The organism is Trueperella pecoris (assembly GCF_014926385.1).
Lineage (GTDB): Bacteria > Actinomycetota > Actinomycetes > Actinomycetales > Actinomycetaceae > Trueperella > Trueperella pecoris.
The window spans coordinates 243,060-260,079 of the sequence record NZ_CP053291.1 but is presented as its reverse complement, the minus strand read 5'-3'; the positions used below and the strand labels follow the sequence as shown (position 1 = coordinate 260,079).

At 61.4% G+C, this 17,020-nt stretch carries 15 protein-coding genes and 1 tRNA gene; 6 read left to right on the top strand and 10 right to left on the bottom strand.

What is annotated here, in order from left to right:
- Positions 1–57: 57 nt before the first annotated feature.
- Entirely contained in the window at positions 58–3,543 is a 3,486-nt protein-coding gene (locus tag HLG82_RS01200; RefSeq protein ID WP_255313910.1) for a proline dehydrogenase family protein, read from the top strand.
- A gap of 85 nt (positions 3,544–3,628) precedes the next feature.
- Here the strand turns inward: HLG82_RS01200 and HLG82_RS01195 are convergent, their stop codons facing one another.
- The 5 genes from HLG82_RS01195 to HLG82_RS01175 all read right to left on the bottom strand — a co-directional run bounded on the left by HLG82_RS01195 (position 3,629) and on the right by HLG82_RS01175 (position 7,301).
- A complete protein-coding gene (locus HLG82_RS01195; protein WP_193326943.1) occupies positions 3,629–4,315 on the bottom strand; it encodes a hypothetical protein in 687 nt (228 codons plus the stop codon).
- Between the two features lie 8 nt (positions 4,316–4,323).
- Positions 4,324–5,079, bottom strand: coding sequence for a hypothetical protein (locus HLG82_RS01190; RefSeq protein ID WP_193326942.1), 756 nt, complete (start codon positions 5,077–5,079; stop codon positions 4,324–4,326).
- 4 nt (positions 5,080–5,083) lie between these two features.
- A complete protein-coding gene (locus tag HLG82_RS01185; RefSeq protein WP_193326941.1) occupies positions 5,084–5,869 on the bottom strand; it encodes an ATP-binding cassette domain-containing protein in 786 nt (261 codons plus the stop codon).
- The gene (locus HLG82_RS01180) at positions 5,866–6,237 is read right to left on the bottom strand and encodes a GntR family transcriptional regulator (protein WP_193326940.1); all 372 of its coding nucleotides are present in this window, start codon (positions 6,235–6,237) and stop codon (positions 5,866–5,868) included. The genes HLG82_RS01185 and HLG82_RS01180 overlap by 4 nt, the downstream gene beginning before the upstream one ends.
- A gap of 203 nt (positions 6,238–6,440) precedes the next feature.
- Positions 6,441–7,301: a Bax inhibitor-1/YccA family protein gene (locus HLG82_RS01175; RefSeq protein WP_193326939.1), complete on the bottom strand. Its 861-nt coding sequence runs from the start codon at positions 7,299–7,301 to the stop codon at positions 6,441–6,443.
- A gap of 326 nt (positions 7,302–7,627) precedes the next feature.
- On the opposite strand from HLG82_RS01175, the gene HLG82_RS01170 reads away from it, so the two are divergent.
- Both HLG82_RS01170 and HLG82_RS01165 read left to right on the top strand, forming a co-directional pair.
- Positions 7,628–8,701, top strand: coding sequence for an ATP-binding cassette domain-containing protein (locus tag HLG82_RS01170; protein ID WP_193326938.1), 1,074 nt, complete (start codon positions 7,628–7,630; stop codon positions 8,699–8,701).
- Between the two features lie 9 nt (positions 8,702–8,710).
- Positions 8,711–9,505 carry a DUF2705 family protein gene (locus HLG82_RS01165; protein WP_193326937.1) on the top strand — a complete coding sequence of 265 codons (795 nt, stop codon included), beginning with the start codon at positions 8,711–8,713 and terminating at the stop codon, positions 9,503–9,505.
- A gap of 257 nt (positions 9,506–9,762) precedes the next feature.
- On the opposite strand, the gene HLG82_RS01160 is transcribed toward HLG82_RS01165, so the two are convergent.
- Positions 9,763–9,835, bottom strand: a tRNA-Leu gene (locus HLG82_RS01160).
- A 143-nt stretch (positions 9,836–9,978) separates the two neighbouring features.
- On the opposite strand from HLG82_RS01160, the gene nhaA reads away from it, so the two are divergent.
- Positions 9,979–11,313, top strand: coding sequence for a Na+/H+ antiporter NhaA (gene nhaA, locus HLG82_RS01155; RefSeq protein WP_193326936.1), 1,335 nt, complete (start codon positions 9,979–9,981; stop codon positions 11,311–11,313).
- 98 nt (positions 11,314–11,411) lie between these two features.
- Here nhaA and HLG82_RS01150 read toward each other — a convergent pair whose 3' ends face one another.
- The 3 genes from HLG82_RS01150 to HLG82_RS01140 all read right to left on the bottom strand — a co-directional run bounded on the left by HLG82_RS01150 (position 11,412) and on the right by HLG82_RS01140 (position 13,649).
- Complete coding sequence (locus tag HLG82_RS01150) at positions 11,412–12,374, bottom strand: Ppx/GppA phosphatase family protein (RefSeq protein ID WP_193326935.1); 963 nt, start codon at positions 12,372–12,374, stop codon at positions 11,412–11,414.
- Positions 12,371–13,027 (bottom strand): DUF501 domain-containing protein, encoded by a 657-nt coding sequence (locus HLG82_RS01145; protein WP_193326934.1) that lies wholly within the window; start codon positions 13,025–13,027, stop codon positions 12,371–12,373. The genes HLG82_RS01150 and HLG82_RS01145 overlap by 4 nt, the downstream gene beginning before the upstream one ends.
- A 76-nt stretch (positions 13,028–13,103) precedes the next feature.
- Complete coding sequence (locus tag HLG82_RS01140; protein ID WP_193326933.1) at positions 13,104–13,649, bottom strand: FtsB family cell division protein; 546 nt, start codon at positions 13,647–13,649, stop codon at positions 13,104–13,106.
- A 1-nt stretch (position 13,650) separates the two neighbouring features.
- On the opposite strand from HLG82_RS01140, the gene HLG82_RS01135 reads away from it, so the two are divergent.
- Entirely contained in the window at positions 13,651–13,965 is a 315-nt protein-coding gene (locus tag HLG82_RS01135; protein ID WP_193326932.1) for a hypothetical protein, read from the top strand.
- A 492-nt stretch (positions 13,966–14,457) separates the two neighbouring features.
- On the opposite strand, the gene eno is transcribed toward HLG82_RS01135, so the two are convergent.
- Entirely contained in the window at positions 14,458–15,738 is a 1,281-nt protein-coding gene (eno, locus tag HLG82_RS01130; RefSeq protein ID WP_193326931.1) for a phosphopyruvate hydratase, read from the bottom strand.
- A 321-nt stretch (positions 15,739–16,059) separates the two neighbouring features.
- Between eno and uriH the strand changes: the two genes are divergently transcribed.
- Entirely contained in the window at positions 16,060–17,016 is a 957-nt protein-coding gene (gene uriH / locus HLG82_RS01125; protein WP_193326930.1) for a uridine-preferring nucleoside hydrolase UriH, read from the top strand.
- Positions 17,017–17,020 lie beyond the last annotated feature (4 nt).

Genomic DNA, 17,020 nt, shown 5'->3' with positions numbered 1-17,020 from the left:
GACAATACCGGAAATTATTTCGATGTAAAGACAATCCCAAAAATTGAGGGAGAAAAAGTGGCAACGTTGAAGAATGATGTCGATTTTGCGAAGGTGGCGAAGAACGCCATCGCACAGGCCAAGACGTGGGCAGAGCGTTCCGCGACCTTCCCCGAGGATCGCGCAGGAAAGCTACTCTCCCAAGTCCTGAAGGACGAGGGCGGCCTCGACTTCACCGTCCAGTTTGTGGACGGCGTCATCCGCCCCGAGGATCCCAAGACCCGGGCAAAGAATCTCAAGAAGCTCTCGGCGCGGCCGGCGAGCTTCCTACCCGCCTACCTTTCCCTCCCGGCGAAGGTTGGCGGCGTGCTCGCTCCGGCGTCGCCCACGTTTATCACCGAAGCCGCCTTCCGCGTCTTCCGCATGCTCGTGGGCAATCTCGTTCTCGACACGACGCCGAAAAAGTTCGGCCCGGCCGTTAAGAAGCTACGCGCAGACGGCTCCCGCCTGAACCTCAACCTCCTGGGCGAGGCCGTCCTCGGCAAGAAGGAGGCGGCGCACCGCCTGGCGTCCGTGACCGAGCTGCTCGAATACGACTTCGTCGACTACGTGTCGATCAAGGTCTCCTCGGTCCTCGGCGTCCACAACCCGTGGGGCTACCAGCAGGCCGTTGATCAGGCGATCAAGGCCCTCCTTCCGCTTTACCGCACGGCGAAGAAGGGCAACAAGTTCGTCAACCTGGACATGGAGGAATATCACGACCTCCACCTGACCATCGATGTCTTCAAGGGCATCCTTGACCGCGAGGAGTTCAAGAATCTCAAGGCTGGCATTGTGCTTCAGGCCTACCTGCCCGACGCGCTCGGCGCGATGGAGCACCTGCAGGAGTGGGCGGCCAAGCGCGTTGCCGACGGCGGTTCGCCCGTCAAGGTGCGCCTCGTCAAGGGCGCAAACCTTCCCATGGAGCAGGTCGACGCCGCCATGCACGGCTGGAATCTGGCCGTTCAGCCTTCCAAGGCCGCCACGGACGCCAATTACATGCGCGTCCTCGAATTTGCCCTGCGCCCGGAGCACATCAAGAACGTCAACCTTGGCATCGCCGGCCAGAACCTCTTCACCCTCGGCTTCGGCCTGAACCTCGCCAAGGAGCGCGGCGTCACGGAGGGCTTCGAGGTCGAGATGCTCAAGGGCATGGCCACCAACCAGGCGCGCGCCATCCGTGAGGACGTTGGCCAGATCCTGTACTACGTGCCGGTTGTGGACCCGGCGAACTACGACGTCGCCATCTCCTACCTTGTGCGTCGCCTCGAGGAGTCCGCCGCGCAGGAGAACTTCATGTCCGGCGTCTTTGAGATCGGTGAGAACGACGCCGTCTTCTCCCGCGAGCGCACCCGCTTCGCTACCGGGGTGGTTGCGGCGTTCCCGGAGGCAGATTTGGCCGACGCGATGGGTCCGGTCAATGAGGTTCCGGAGCTGACGTTTGGCCCGAACCGCAAGCAGAACCGCCTGACCGATGAGGTCGAGTTGCTCACCAGCTTCCGCAACACCCCGGATTCGGATCCGTCGTTGCCGGCTAATGTTGAGTGGGCGAATCAGATTTTTGCCAAGATGGCTGACTCCGAGCTAGGTGTGGCGAGCGCGGATGCGGCGCGCGTGCGCACGGTCGAGGAGATGGAGAGCATCGTCGCCGACGCCCGCAAGGCCGCCCCCGCGTGGTCCGCGACGACGGGCGCGGAGCGCGCCGCCATCCTGCGCCGCGCCGCCCAGGTGCTGGGCGAGCGTCGTGCCGAGCTGATTGAAGTTGCCGCATCTGAGTGTGGCAAGGTGGTCGGCGAGGCCGACATCGAGGTCTCCGAGGCGATCGACTTCGCCAACTACTACGCGGACCTGGCCGAGGAGCTTGATCAGATCGAGGGCGTTCGCCTCTCACCTGAGCCGCTGACGGCCGCCATTCCGCCGTGGAACTTCCCGCTGGCGATTCCGGCGGGGTCCGCGCTTGCGCCGCTGGCCACCGGTTCTGTTGTGTTGTTCAAGCCGGCCGAGCAGGCTCGCCGTTGTGGCGCCGTCATCGCCGAGGCCCTGTGGGAGGCCGGGGTGCCGAAGGACGTTCTTCGCCTCGTCGACGTTCACCCGGACGAGATCGCCGAGGTTGGCAAGGCCCTCGTGACGGGCTCGGACCAGGTGATCCTCACCGGCTCGATCGAGACGGCGAAGCTGTTCCGCTCCTGGGAACCGGACCTGAAGATCTTTGCTGAGACCTCCGGCAAGAACGCTATCATCGTCACCCCGCAGGCCGATATCGACCTCGCAGCGAAGGACGTCGTCCAGTCCGCCTTTGGCCACGCCGGCCAGAAGTGCTCCGCCGCTTCGTTGTGCATCCTCGTGGGTGCCATGGGCGATTCGGAGCGTTTCATCAACCAGGTGGTCGACGCCGCCGAGTCGCTCGTCGTCGATTGGCCCACCAATCCTTCTAGTGAGATGGGGCCGATCATCGAGCCTGCCGCCGGCAAGCTCAAGCGTGGACTGACCGAGCTTGAGCCCGGCCAATCGTGGCTGCTCAAGCCGCGTCAACTCGACGATTCGGGCCGCCTGTGGTCTCCGGGAATTCGCGACGGCGTCCGCCCCGGCCAGGACGCCCACCTCACCGAATACTTCGGCCCGGTTCTTGGCATCATGCGTGCCGAGACTCTCAAGGAGGCCATCGAGTTCCAGAACGCCGTAGAGTTCGGCCTCACCGCGGGCCTGCATTCGCTCGACCCAGACGAGATCACCCAGTGGCTGGCCAAGGTTGAGGCGGGCAACGTCTACGTCAACCGTGGCATCACAGGCGCGATCGTGCGCCGCCAGCCGTTTGGCGGGTGGAAGCGTTCCCAGGTCGGCACCGGTTCGAAGGCCGGCGGCCCCAACCACCTCATCGGCCTGTCCCGCGTGGAGCCGACCAACGACGGCGTGCACACTGGGCAGCTCGCAGCCTTGACCTACCCGACGCTCCTCGAGTTCGACAAGTTGGCCGACAAGGTACCCGCCGAGAGCGCCGACGCCTACCGCACTGCACTGCGTAGCGCCCAGAATGCCCTCGAGGAACAGTATCTTGCACAGCGCGACGTGTCTGGATTGGGCGTGGAGAAAAATGTTTTCCGCTACATGCCAACATCCGTCACGGTCCGCCTCGAGGAACCGCAGGACTGGTGGAAGGTCGCTCCGATGGTGGCCGCAGCGCTGGCAGGCAAGACCACCATTGAGCTCAGCGTGGGCGACGACCTGCGCGACACGGTCGCCCAGGCGTTCCGCGCCGCGGGAGCCACCGTGCGCGTGGAGACCAACGCGCAGTGGCTGGCCAATGTCAGCCGCCAGCCAGATGAAGGCCGCAAGATCCGCTACTTTGGCAACAATCCGCGGGCTGTGGCTGAGGCCGTGGGCGGCTCGGTCGATGTCGCCATCTACTCTGATCCGGCCACCGGCAACGGTCAGATCGATCTGCGCCCGTTCTTCCTTGAGCAGGCTGTGGCGGCGACGAACCACCGCTTCGGCGATCACACCAAGCTCCTTGACGGCGTGATCTAAAGGCTCTGTCACTTGCCGTAGTGACAATAGGGCGGGGTAGCGAATGTGTTCTCACTACCCCGCCCTTACGTTCGCGCTCGTGTGGTTAGCCCCGGCGGATCGGAAGTTCGCGTATCAACGCCCAGGTAGAAATCCAACACAGCAATGCGGCGAGCAAAACTGCCATCGCCACAGCTTCGCTGTTAAGGTGAACTTGCCAGCCGTGCACGGACGTCAGAGCGAGGGTCAGGCCAATCACGCTGTTCATGACGACGACGCTGCCGATGACTACTTTCCACCAAACAAAACGCAAAAATAGGGCCACCACGCACATCGTCGCCATGTAGGTGGCAGCCAGCCATAGGGGAATCATTGCCAAGCTGGTGAGATTCACGCCCGTCAGTTCTGGTTTCTTCACAAATGAGCTGACGCCCCAGAAAATGGCGATCAGCGTTGTTAGCAGTCCCACCACGAGGAGAGCGAGCCTAGTCAATCGCATGAAAACCTGCATGCGGGTCATTCCCGCCCCCAGGTATGCGCGCACTTGGGCGGTGTAATATCCGGCGAGGAATCCTGAGGCTAGAGGCATAAAGCTGAAGACACCAGCCACGGAGTTCCAAACGGTCTTTTCCTCAGTGGCAGCACGGATTTCGCCTATCCAATTACTGGAAAAGAAAGATACCTGGACCCTGTCGGTGGCAAAAGCGCTAAAGGTGGCAGAAATGACGAAAAATAACACCAGCACGCCTGCTAAACCAAGTATCAGATCCCGTTCATACTTGTTGATCCACACGGTTCCTCCTAGGAGCGTCTCATCGGCATAGTCAGAGTCGCCCACGCACCGATGACGAAGGACAGGGCGATCGAAAGCGCCATCGTCAGGTAAGCGTTTGTGAGAATCGCGGTGGCCCCGTTCGCGGTCTGCCCACTCTGGCCAACATGGATTCCGCTACCAAGATCGATGGTGATGTGTATAAAGTCGATGTCGGTATGTGGCAGCGTAATTGCGCCCACAAATGCCAGCAGAATAATAAGCGCAATTCCTGCCACCACCCACCACGGCCGAAAACGTAGAAACAGTGAGACAATCGCATAGCCTGCAAGATAGCTTGAAACGTATTTGACAAAAATGAGGGCCACGGTAGCAGCATTAACTCCGTTGACAACGGGATGTCCGATTACAAAGGCAAGCCCCCACAACCCGCCTACGATAGCGGCTGTTAGCCCGAGCACGAGTAATCCGTAGCTGTAGCTTCTGGCCAGAATCTGCCGGCGAGTCAGCCCCGCTCCCAGGTAGGAACGGTTGAACGCCCCGATCACGATGCCCAGGATGAATATCATCTGTCCGAGCCAATCCACGCTCATGGCCATCGTCGACAACACGAGGTTCGTCTCTACCACGCTCATCCCGGTGGCAAAATTTAGGAAATCCGGCTGTGGGTCAAACCGTCCAACATAGGCAACGACGAAAGAGATGCCCAGTAGTAGCACGAAGAATCCCACAAATACGGTCGTTTGCACTTTGTTACGCCGCAGTTCATCAAGTGCGAGCTTCATCGGTTCACCTTCCCGACGCCGTCGTCTCACCAAGCGCTAACAGCGCCTCGGATCCCGTGCGACGCTTGTTGACCGCTGCGAGCACATCCGTCAGCGAGGCGACGCGACCCGGCGAGGAGTACTGCGCGCGGACGTCGTCGGCACTACCGGAGACCACGAGCCTGCCTTCGTCCATGATGAGGACGTTTTCGATGAGATCCTCAATCTCGTCAACGTTATGGCTGGAGATGATGATCGTGCGCGGGTGCGCGATGAAGTCTTGGAGGAGAACATCGTAAAAGTCGCGGCGAAGCACGGCATCCATGCCCAGGTGGACCTCGTCGAAGATCGTGAGCGGCGAGCGCGATGCGATGCCCAGCGCCGCGAAGAACGCCGACTTCTGGCCGCGCGAGAGCTTTGCAGGGGCTTTCTTCAGGGGAATCTCCCACGCATCGAGGAGCGATTCGACGATGTCGGCGCGAAAAGTCGGGCGCACCCGCGTCCACAGGTCGATGGTCGCCGTGAGCCTCGATTCTTTGAAGATTGCGGGATCGTCGGAGACGAATGCGATGTTGGGCATGACTCGCGGGTTTTCCCAGACCCGTTCGCCTGCCACGATGATCTCGCCGGTGGCCCTCATCTGCCCAGCGATCAGCATTTCAAGCGTGGTCTTGCCGGAGCCGTTTCGGCCGAGGAGACCGGTGATCTTACCGGCCTCGATATCGGCGGTCACACCCCTGACCGCCTCGTGTCGAAAATACCGGTAGCCGACGTCATTCAGCTGAACGTCGAAGGGGTGGACGTTAGTCATTTTTCCTCCAGGATGTCGTTGACGAGTGCGCGTATGTGTTCCGGGGTGTATCCGAGTGCAAGACCCTCGCGAATGGCGGGAGCCAGCCGCTCCCCTGCATAGGATTGGCGGCCTTCGCCGCGGAGGATGGCGGCCGCGTCGTCCGTGACGAACATGCCGATGCCGCGCTGCTTGAAGATGATGCCCTCGGCTGTGAGCTGGTTGAAAGCTTTGTTCGCTGTCGCCGGGTTGATTCTGTAGGTGGTGGCGTACTGCGTGGTGGACATGAGTTGATCGCCCGCACGAAGTTCGCCTTCCACGATTCGACGCCGGATATCCTCGGCGATCTGCTGATAGATGGGCGTTTTGGAGTCAAATTCTAAGGCCACGAGCCCTCCTCCCACTCCACCATGATTACCGGTTCATTACACAACTAATTAACCCACTAAGCTACGCGGTTGTCAAGCGTTGCACCGACACAACTTCCGTCGTCCCCTTCCGGGCCACGGGAAACAACGGCTCGCGGCCAACACACAAAAAGGAGGGCCAGCCCAATGGGCCGGCCCTCCGCACTATCAGCGTTTCAAACGCTTCATCGGTTATCGTTAAGTATCGCAATAAGGCGCAGAACCTCAACGTAGATCCACAGGATCGTCATCACAATTGCGATGCCCACCGTCCACGAGAACTCGCGCGGTGCGCCGTTGACGATCGCCGTATTGATGTCCTCGAAGTCGCCAATGAGCATGTAGGCCGCAATGAGAATCATCGCCACGCCCATGATGACGCCCAGCGGAATGCCCGCGACCTCGAAGCCGCGCATCCCCCACGGCTGGCCGATGAGGCCAGTGACCGAGAGGACGAAATTCAGCAGGGAAAAGACCAAGTAGCCCAACATCACCACGAGGATGATCTTGCGGCCCTTCGGCGTCGTCCGAACGGTGCCGGAGTAGTGCAGAGCAAGCGTCACACCCACAATCACCGACGTGGCCAGCACAGCCTGGATCGCCACGCCCGGGATCATGATCTCGAGGGCTGCCGTGAACGCGCCGAGGGCCACGCCCTCCAGAGCCGAGTAGGCAATAGCCGCGCCGGGCTTCACAACCTTCTGGAACGCGATAAGGAACCCCGAAACGAGTGCGCCGATCACCGCGATGATCGACACCGGCATCCACAGCGCTGGCGGGAGGAGCAGGGCGGTCGCCACACCCGAAATGAGCGCGATGCCCAGCAGGATACCGACCTTGTTCAGGGCGTCAGTGTAGGTCATGCGGCCAGAATCTTGGACGAACGGCCCACCCTCCACGTACTGCCCGTCGAAGGACTGCCCATAGTTGGACGGCGCGTACTGGTCTCCATAGCCGTATTCCGTGCGCTGCGCGCCCGGGAACTGGTTCGGGCGCTGCGCGTTGGCCGAAAAATAAGGATTACGAGTAGTAATCGGGTTGCTCATGAGAGCCTCCTATGTCCGGGCCGCCGACGCGGCCATCTGCTCTCATACTAACGGAGTGGTAACTTTAAGCAAGAGTCGACAACCACATTTTCCTCCTTCGGGGAAATTTCCCCTACTTCCCGACGCCGTCACCACCCTTTGCGCACACGCTCGCGCTTTTGACGACGTCGTTAACCTTATCCACAACCGCCACAAGGACGCGGGACGTAGTGCTCCTGTGAATTTCTCGGCCCTAGGTATGACGGCTCGTGCCATACTCGATCCATACGATGGAAAAACAGACGACTGATTGCGCCCCAACGCACACCCAAGACTATGGAGGTCCTATGATCACCGTCGAGAACCTGACGAAGGACTATGGAAAGACCCGCGCGGTCGACAGCCTGTCCTTCTCTCTCCGGCCCGGAGCCGTCACTGGTTTCCTCGGCCCGAACGGCTCGGGTAAGTCAACAACGATGCGGTGCATCGTCGGCCTCGATCGCCCTACTTCCGGCCGTGTCCTCGTTCAAGGAACCGAGTATCACAAGCTGCGTTCTCCGCTGACGACCGTCGGCGCGCTATTGGATGGCAGGGCATTCCATCCCGGCCGCACGGCGTTGCAACACCTCCACATCGTTGCCGCAACGCACGGTTTCCCCAAGGAACGGGTCAAGGAAGTCATCGCACTCACCGGCCTGGAGTCCGCCGCCAAGAAGAAAATCAAAGGCTTTTCTCTTGGAATGGGCCAGCGCCTCGGCATCGCCACCGCCCTCCTCGGCGATCCTCAGATCCTCATTTTCGATGAGCCCGTCAACGGCCTCGATCCGGACGGCGTGCGCTGGGTGCGTTCCATGATGCGCGCTCTAGCTGACGAAGGGCGAACCGTCCTTGTCTCCTCTCACCTCATGAGCGAGATGGCGCTGACAGCCGATGACCTCATCATTATTGGCCGCGGGCGCCTACTGGATTCCGGGCCCATCACGAAGTTCACCGAATCGGGCCAAGGAATACGCGTGAGGGTCTCGGGTCCGGACATGGGCGCTATTCGGCATGCGATCGAACACGCCCGCTGGCAGGTCATCGATGTCGCGCCGTCATACGGCTATCCCGGCGGCTCGCTCGAGGTGCCCGGGGCAGAACGCGGGCAGATCGGCCGCCTGTTGTACGAAAACAACATTGAAATTCACGAGTTGACGGAGATTCACTCGTCGCTCGAAGACGTCTTCATGGAGCTGACCGCCGACCAGGTTGAGTTCTCTTCCGGCGGGCCCCGCGGGGCCGGCGTGGCAGGTGGGTCTGGTGACGCTGGTGGGTCCGGTGGCGCAGGCGGCGCCGGCACCCGCCAAGGCCCGTCGATCGCCGCCACTCCCGCGCAAGCCCAGCCCACCAAGGGGCGCCCGACCACGTCGAACGAGTTTTAAGGACCAGCCATGAACCATCAGGAAATGACCACGTTCGCCGGACGCTTCGCCGCACCGAAATTTGCCAACAGCTTCCTGCGCTCATTGACATCCGAGTGGCGCAAACTCAATATGCGCTCGGTAGTAACGACCTCCGTGATCGCCATCGTCTTCTATGCCCTTGTTGTCTGGGCTTTCGCCAATCCCAACCTTCCCTTTGAAGCAGGCTTTCTCACGCTGGCTTTGCCGTGGCAATTCATGACGATTTTCTTCACCGTCGTGGGAGCTCTGGCCGTCACCAGCGAATATTCAAGTAACACCATGCGCACCACCGTGCTCTCCGACCCGAAGCGGACTCGGTCCTTCCTCGCAAAGATCACCGCAGTGGCGCTGTTCGCCATCGTGCTCAACGTCGTCCTCATAGCCGTGGGAACCACAATCGCGTACTTGCGCCTACCCAACTTTGACGGGCTCAACGAGGGCTTCCAGCCCTACATCATGCTCGTGGCGTTGCTGACTTTCGTTGCTACACTAGCGTCAGCCATCGGCTACATGTTCCGATCGACCGCTGGCTCGATCACCTTCATGTTGGCCTTCATCTTCTTCTCCAGCCTTGTGAGGCTCATTCCTCGGAAGTTCTTCCAGCAAACCTTGGTCCAGTTCACCCCGATCGATCTCGGCAACGTCGCGCTCGGCGGAACCAAGGCTTTGGGTAGGCCCGACCAGTTCGTTTCCTCATCGGGCATCGCGATCGGTGTCTTCGCCGCGTACGTCATCGTTGCGCTGCTGGTCGGTTGGGCGCTGTTCAAGAAGCGGGACGTGTAGGCGCGGCCCTGCGCGGCAGGGCCGCTGGGCTGCTGGACTACTGGCCCGCGTCATCCGCCGAGCCGCGTCACCCGCCGGGCCGCGTCACCCGCCGGGCCTCCGAAACCGCACTAAGCTGATTCCGGCTGTAGTGATCTACCGCTGATTACTACCGCCGGAATCAGCTTTATACAGCGGGAATACGTGGCGGGTGGGGAAAGGCCCGCACAGTTACGGGTGCACCCGAGACATTGGCCGTTGCCAGGCGAAAACAAAAGTGCCCCCAGTCGGATTCGAACCGACACTGAATCGATTTTAAGTCGACTGCCTCTGCCGTTGGGCTATGGGGGCATGAGGTCCACCAAGCGGTGAAACACCCACGTGGTGTAAGCCTACCTGCGTCTCCGATGCAACCAAAATGCGGGCCCGTGGTTAGACTAAAACATAGTTTGCCGCCATTGCTTCGCTAGCGGCAATGCACAGATTGGAGATTCATGGGTATCATCTCGCGTTATCGTAACGCGCTTAAGAACGAGACGACGGCGGGTATCGTCCTCATCATCGGTGCGGTGCTCGCACTCGTGTGGGCGAATTTCCCCGCCGCGAGCGCCCGTCAAGCATACGAAACCCTCGCATACACGCCGTTGTTTGATCTTCACGGCCACGGCATGAGTCTCTCCCTCATCGCTGCCGACTTCCTTCTAGCGCTCTTCTTCTTCATTGTCGGCATGGAGCTGAAGCAGGAGTTCGTGATCGGATCGCTCCACGATATCCGAAAGGCTCTCGTGCCTATCCTCGCCGCCGTCTTCGGCATGGCGGGCCCGATGTTCGTCTACATCACCGTACAACTTCTGTCTGCCACTCCCAACTGGAACGGCTGGGCTGTCCCCGTGGCCACAGACATTGCTTTTGCCTTGGGCGTGTTGGGCCTGTTCGGCAAGGGCCTCCCGATTTCGCTACGCACTTTCCTCATGACGCTCGCCGTGGTCGACGACCTGCTCGGGATCATGATTATCGCGGTGTTCTTCTCTTCACACCTGAACTTCCTCTACCTAGGCCTGGCCGTCCTTGTTGTCGCGTTCTTTGGGGCATTGGCTCAGAAGCGCATCCTTTCGTGGTATTTACTCTGGCCTCTGGGGTTGGCCGCATGGCTGTTCATGTTCATGTCCGGAATTCACGCCACGATCGCTGGCGTGCTACTGGGTATGACGATTCCGGCCATCCAGCGCGCCGGTGAGAAGTTGCCGTTGACCGAGCATCTGACTGAAAAGCTAGAGTTCTACTCGGCAGGCCTCATCCTGCCCGTCTTTGCCTTCTTCGCAGCTGGCGTGAACGTCGTAGACTCCGGAGGCTTCCTCGCGATGCTGACCGACCCGGCCGCGCTCGGCATCTATCTCGGTCTGCCTCTGGGAAAGATGATCGGTATCACGGGTGGCGTGGCGCTTCTCGTCCATGTCTTCAAGCTCAAGCTAGGTAAGAACCTCTACATGGGCGATATCAATGCCGTTGCCTTCGTCGCCGGCATCGGTTTCACCGTGTCGCTGCTGATCGCCACACTGTCTTTCCCCGACCACGACCCATCAGGTCCGCACGCCCGCGTCGCGGTATTGCTCGGCACCTTGATCTCGCTCGTTATCGGCGCATTCTTCCTCCGTGGACGTGCGCTGTGGCACCGCCACCACGCTCCGGTCTACGACCTGGAGCACATGGACGAAAACCGCGCTACGCTCGAGCGCCACGAGGTTCTCGCCGACGACTGGATCGAGGAGACCTTCGGCGAAGTCCCGGGCGGCGAACCCGAGGTCGGCCCCGGACATTACGACCGTTAATCACAGCAAACCACAAAGCGATGGGCCCGAAAGGGTCCATCGCTTTGTATATCCAGCCCGGCGAGCCCGGCCCGGCCTCGAGTCAGTGAAGAGCCACGTCACAGCCGGGGCGCGTTGGGTTCACGCGCCGCCCACAGGGCCATCCCGTCGAGGATGTCGTGCTCGGAGGTCACCGTGTGCGTCAGCGGCGTCTTAGCGGCGGTCTCCGCCGAGACCCGGCGAATGATCTCCTGCCACACGAGCGCGCCCGCGCTGATTACATCCACCCTGCCCGGATGCATGAAGCCCAGCGCACCACGCTCTTCCATCGTGGCGTGGATGAACCATTGGCATCCGGCGTCAACGTCAGCCAGAGGCATCCGTGCACTGTGAATCTTGGCGGGGTCGTACTTATCGAGCCCGAGCACTTTGGCCGTGACCGTGGTGATCGTGCCGGCAAGGCCGATGAGCGTCCGGGCCGACGACAAATCGATCCCGGTACCGTCTATCGCAGCCTGAACGTCTGCGCGAGCGGCGGCAATCTCCGCCTCGGTTGCCGGGTCTGACACCATGTGCCGTTCACGCATGCGCACGCACCCCACATTCATGGAAGCGGCCTGGAGGATCGTGCCGTCCGCCTTCCCAAGGACGAATTCGGTCGATCCTCCGCCCAAATCGACCGTCAGGTACGGTTCTTCGGTGTTCGGCGCAAGAACGGAGGTCGCCCCTTCGAAGGACGCGCGCGCCTCCTCCTCGCCACTGAGCACCTGGACTTCCACGCCGAGACGCTCGCGCACGCCGTCGAGGAAAATCTGACGGTTGGACGCGTCGCGCGTCGCAGACGTCGCCGCAAATCGGATCGACTCCACGCCATGCTTTCGGCACTCCTCGGCATAGTCGTCAACGAAGGCGAGCGTGCGCTTGAGCGAGTCAGGATTGAACTGGCCCGTCCGATCGACGCCCTGGCCGAGCCTGGCCACCTCCATCCGACGTACCACGTCACTCAGCGGTTTTCCCTCCTCGACATCCGCGATCAGGAGACGAATCGAGTTGGTTCCGCAATCAATTCCGGCGACCCTCATTCAAGCCCACCTTCCTGGCCGACGACGCCGTCCGCGCCCGCGATCTTGCCGGCCACGCTATCCACCTCATCAAAAGCACCAGCGGGGACCGCCGGCTCGTCAAATTCCCCGGGATCGGAACAGCGGCACACGTTGACGTCCCACCCGACCAGCTCCAGTGCCTCGTCACCGGCCGGGCAAATGCCCGGACCAGCTGCAAGTGCATAGCCCGCGAGCGCATGGAGGCACTTGACGCGATCCGGCATGCCGCCGGCAGACTTATCCTTGATTTCAGGGACGTCATCAAGGGCATTGCGACGCTCAACGTAGGAGGCGTGGGCGCGTTCGTGCGCAGCGCGGTATGCGGCGTCGTGAGCGAGCTTGTCATTGAACTCGACCATCTTGCCCGCCGATTCGATGCGGGAAATGCGCTTCACGAGCGCGGGAAGGGAGAGGTAAAAGAGGGTGGGAAATGGGGTCCCGTCCGGCAGACGCGGGTAGGTGATAGTCACGGCCGGGTTGCCGCACGCGCATCGCGCGCCAATGCCGACCAGGCCGCGCGGGTAGCGGCCCAGCTGCTCCGTAATAACATCAACGTCACCGGCACGAACTTCGGTGGCGTTGATGGCAACCTTTTTCAAGGTGTCAGTGGAAATCACAGGGGTTTCATTCATGTCCCAAGCCTACCCGCTCCCTCCGACACTCCCCAGCGCCCGGCAACGTTATGGCCGTCTCACCGCGCAAGTGGCGTCAGTTGGCGCCTTCGGTCGCGGTTTCGCCCGCGACCTGTGCGGGCGCCCCGCTCGCCGGAGCTGTGGGCAAAGGTGGCGCGGGCGGCGTCGTGGACCCGATCACCGGCACGTTCGAGGGATTCTCAATGCCACCGGTCGCGCCGGCAATCTTGATCGAATCCCACATGGTCACGTAGAAAGGAGTCGCTTGCCGACGCCGATCGTTAGCTTCTTTCGTACGTTCGGCGACGATCTGCTCAGGCGTGCCCTCCGCGGGGTCAGACACCAGGTAGAGCGTCTCGCCGGGAAGGACGTAGCCGAGCCGCTCCCGCGCCTGCGAGCGCACAAAATCGTTGTCCTTCCAGCGCGCGAGCTCCTGCTCGAGTACGTCGACTCGCGCGGTCGTCTGATCGAGCTGCTGAAGGAGGTCGCGCTTTTGTTGCTGCTGGTCAAGATATTGAGACAGCGGCCCGGAGACGATGACGATGCCGAGCGCTGCGAAGAACAGCACCGCGAGCATACGCACCGAGAATTGCCGCGTGCGCTCGCCGCGGGAAAACGTCACGTTGAAGCGCTTGTCGAACCGTTTCGCCGCAGGGGGCGACGACGCCGTCCGCCGGCTTGCGCCGCCACGTCCAGCAGGCTTTGCCTGGCTCGTGGCTGCGGAGGGATTCTTTCGGCTGGCGCTGGCGCGTGCCCGTGAGTCGGAGCCTGGGCGGGTCGAGCCGGACCTGCCGCGAGTCGCCTGCGGCCGTGCATGCGGTGAGGTGCTGCGAGATTTCGGCGATGTTCCGCGTGAGTACGGCACACCTGAGCGCGGCTTTGGCCGCCGCTCTCCCATCGGGGCTCCGGACTGTTGCCCCGTTGCCTCGGGGCGTTGACCTTGGCGGGGCTGCCCCTGGCGCCCTGCGGGCGGCTCGCCCTGCTCGGAGGACGGGCGTTGCCTCTCGCGCGACGGCCGGCGACGCGGGTCTGTCGCCCGATTTTCAGCGTCCGGTCGACGGCCCGTGCCACGAGGGCCGGGCCGGGACGAGGGACGGCGCGAATTCATGTTCCCCAGTCTAGGTGTCCACGGTTGAGATACGAGGGAAGGGCGGGCCGCGTGGGCGGGAGGCGGGGCAAGAAGCGTGGCGGACTCCCGGGAAAGCGGCACGTTAGATTCATCTCATACCGGTCAAGGCGTCAGCCGGGCCGTACCAGCGCGGCCCCGTGTACGAGAGCCGCCACAATCTTCAAAAGAGCCGCAATGCTCAAAGCAGCCACAACGGCATGAGGCACCGCGATGTCTCAAGCCGCCGCAATGGCAAAAGCGAGGGCCGGGGTCGCTTTCGCAACCCCGGCCCTGCGCCGATCTAACTTCTCGCTAGGCAGCCTTACGCCTTGAAGCGCGGGAAGGCCGAAGCGCCGGCGTAAACAGCGGCGTCGTCAAGCTCTTCCTCGATGCGGAGAAGCTGATTGTACTTGTTGACGCGCTCGCCACGAGCCGGAGCACCGGTCTTGATCTGGCCGGAGTTGGTGGCAACAGCGAGGTCCGCAATGGTGGTGTCCTCGGTCTCGCCCGAACGGTGCGACGTCATCGACTTGTAGCCCGCACGGTGAGCCATCTCCACTGCCTCGAGGGTCTCGGTGAGGGTACCAATCTGGTTGACCTTCACGAGGAGCGCGTTCGCGGCGCCGAGCTCGATGCCCTTGGCCAAGCGCTCCGGGTTGGTGACGAACAGGTCGTCGCCAACGAGCTGGACGCGGTCACCAATACGAGCGGTGAGAGCCTTCCAGTCCTCCCACTCATCCTCCGAGAGCGGATCCTCAATGGAGACGATCGGGTAATCGGTGATGAGCTTCTCGTAGTAGTCCACCATGTAAGCGGTGTCCTTCTCGCCACCCTCGAACATGTACTTGCCATCCTTGAAGAACTCGGTGGAAGCAACGTCGAGTGCCAGGGCCACGTCAGCACCCGGCTTGTAGCCAGCGCGCTCGATAGCCTCAACGATCAGATCAAGTGCCGCAGCGTTGGTGGGCAGGTTCGGGGCGAAGCCGCCCTCGTCGCCAAGACCCGTGGACAGGCCGCGCTCCTTGAGCACGGACTTGAGCTCGTGGTAGACCTCAGCGCCCATGCGGAGGGCTTCCTTGAAGGTCGGAGCGCCGATCGGAGCAATCATGAACTCCTGAATGTCAACGTTGGAATCGGCGTGCGATCCACCGTTGAGGATGTTCATCATCGGGACCGGGAGAACGTGAGCGTTCGGGCCACCGAGGTAGGAGAAGAGGGACAGGCCAGCGGACTCAGCGGAAGCCTTAGCAACTGCGAGCGAGACGCCAAGGATACCGTTTGCACCAAGCTTGCCCTTGTTGGGGGTGCCATCGAGATCGCGAAGGATCTGATCAATGTAGCGCTGCTCGGAAGCATCGAGACCGATGAGCTCCTCTTCCATTGCCTCGATCACGTTGGCGACTGCCTGCGTGGTGCCCTTGCCGCCGTAGCGCGACTTGTCACCATCGCGAAGCTCGACCGCCTCGAATGCACCGGTGGAAGCGCCCGACGGAACGCCTGCACGGCCATAGTGGCCGTCATCCAGCAGGACCTCAACCTCGACAGTGGGGTTGCCGCGCGAATCAAGAATTTCACGAGCGTGTACGGCTTCAATGTTTGCCACAAGAACTCCTTCTTTTTAGATGTCATCGGTATTCCGGTGGGCCGGAGTACCGCTACCTTCTATTGTCCTACGATTCTCCGACAAAAGACACCGGCAGCGCCCGATCCGCCCCCGATTTTTCTCTCGGGGCAATTTTGATTGTGACCCGCGTCGCTCGTGGGCGTCTTTCGTCCCGATCTTCACCGCCGTCATCAACTCACACACCGTTTCGAAGGCCCTAGTGGACTCACACATGCACCGCTAATGGGACACCCCTTGTAAGATTCTTCAAGGACGACGCGAGCACAGACGCCCGCTAGGGTCTTTGAAAGGATACCCACCATGCCCAAGAAAATAATTCTCGACTGCGACCCCGGGCATGATGATGCCATCGCCATGTTGCTCGCCCACGGCAGCCCTGACATTGAATTGCTCGGCATAAGCACCGTTAATGGCAACCAGACACTAGATAAGGTCACCAACAACGCACGCCGGCTTGCCACGCAGTTCAATATGCGCGGCGTGCCAATCGTCCGCGGGGCGTCCCGCCCACTGGTGCGAGAAGCAGTGGTGGCGCCCGAACAACACGGCGAATCCGGGCTTGACGGCGTCGTGCTACCCGAACCTGCGGATCTCGACTCGCGCCACGCAGTCCAATTCATTATCGATACGATCATGGCCCACCAACCGGGTGAAGTTACCCTAGTGCCAACAGGACCGCTGACGAATATTGCACTGGCTGCACGCCTGGAGCCGCGTATCGTCGAACGTGTACGCGAGGTAGTGCTGATGGGCGGCAGCTGCCACGGTGGAAATTGGTCGGCTGCCGCCGAATTCAACATCATGGCTGACCCGGAGGCGGCACACATAGTGTTTGGCGAAAAATGGCCGGTGATCATGGTTGGTCTTGACCTGACGCACCAAGCACTCGCCACCGATGAAGTCATTGACCAACTCACTGGTATCGGTGGGCCAACCGCACAGTTCGTCTTGGATCTGTTTGCGTTCTTCCGCCAAGCCTACAAAGATTCGCAAGGTTTCGATTACCCGCCCGTACACGACCCCTGTACCGTGGCTTATTTGATCGATCCCAGCGTGGTCAAAACCGTCAAAGCTCCAGTACAGATTGAACTAAGCGGAGCATTAACAACAGGAATGACAGTTGTCGATCTGCGCACTCCAGCTGAGCCAGATTGCCACACTCGAGTAGCCACCGAATTGGATTTTGATCGCTTCTGGCAAATGATCTTCCAGGCGGTGCGCAACGTTAACCGCGGTCTCAAAAACCAGCGGGACTGAAAAC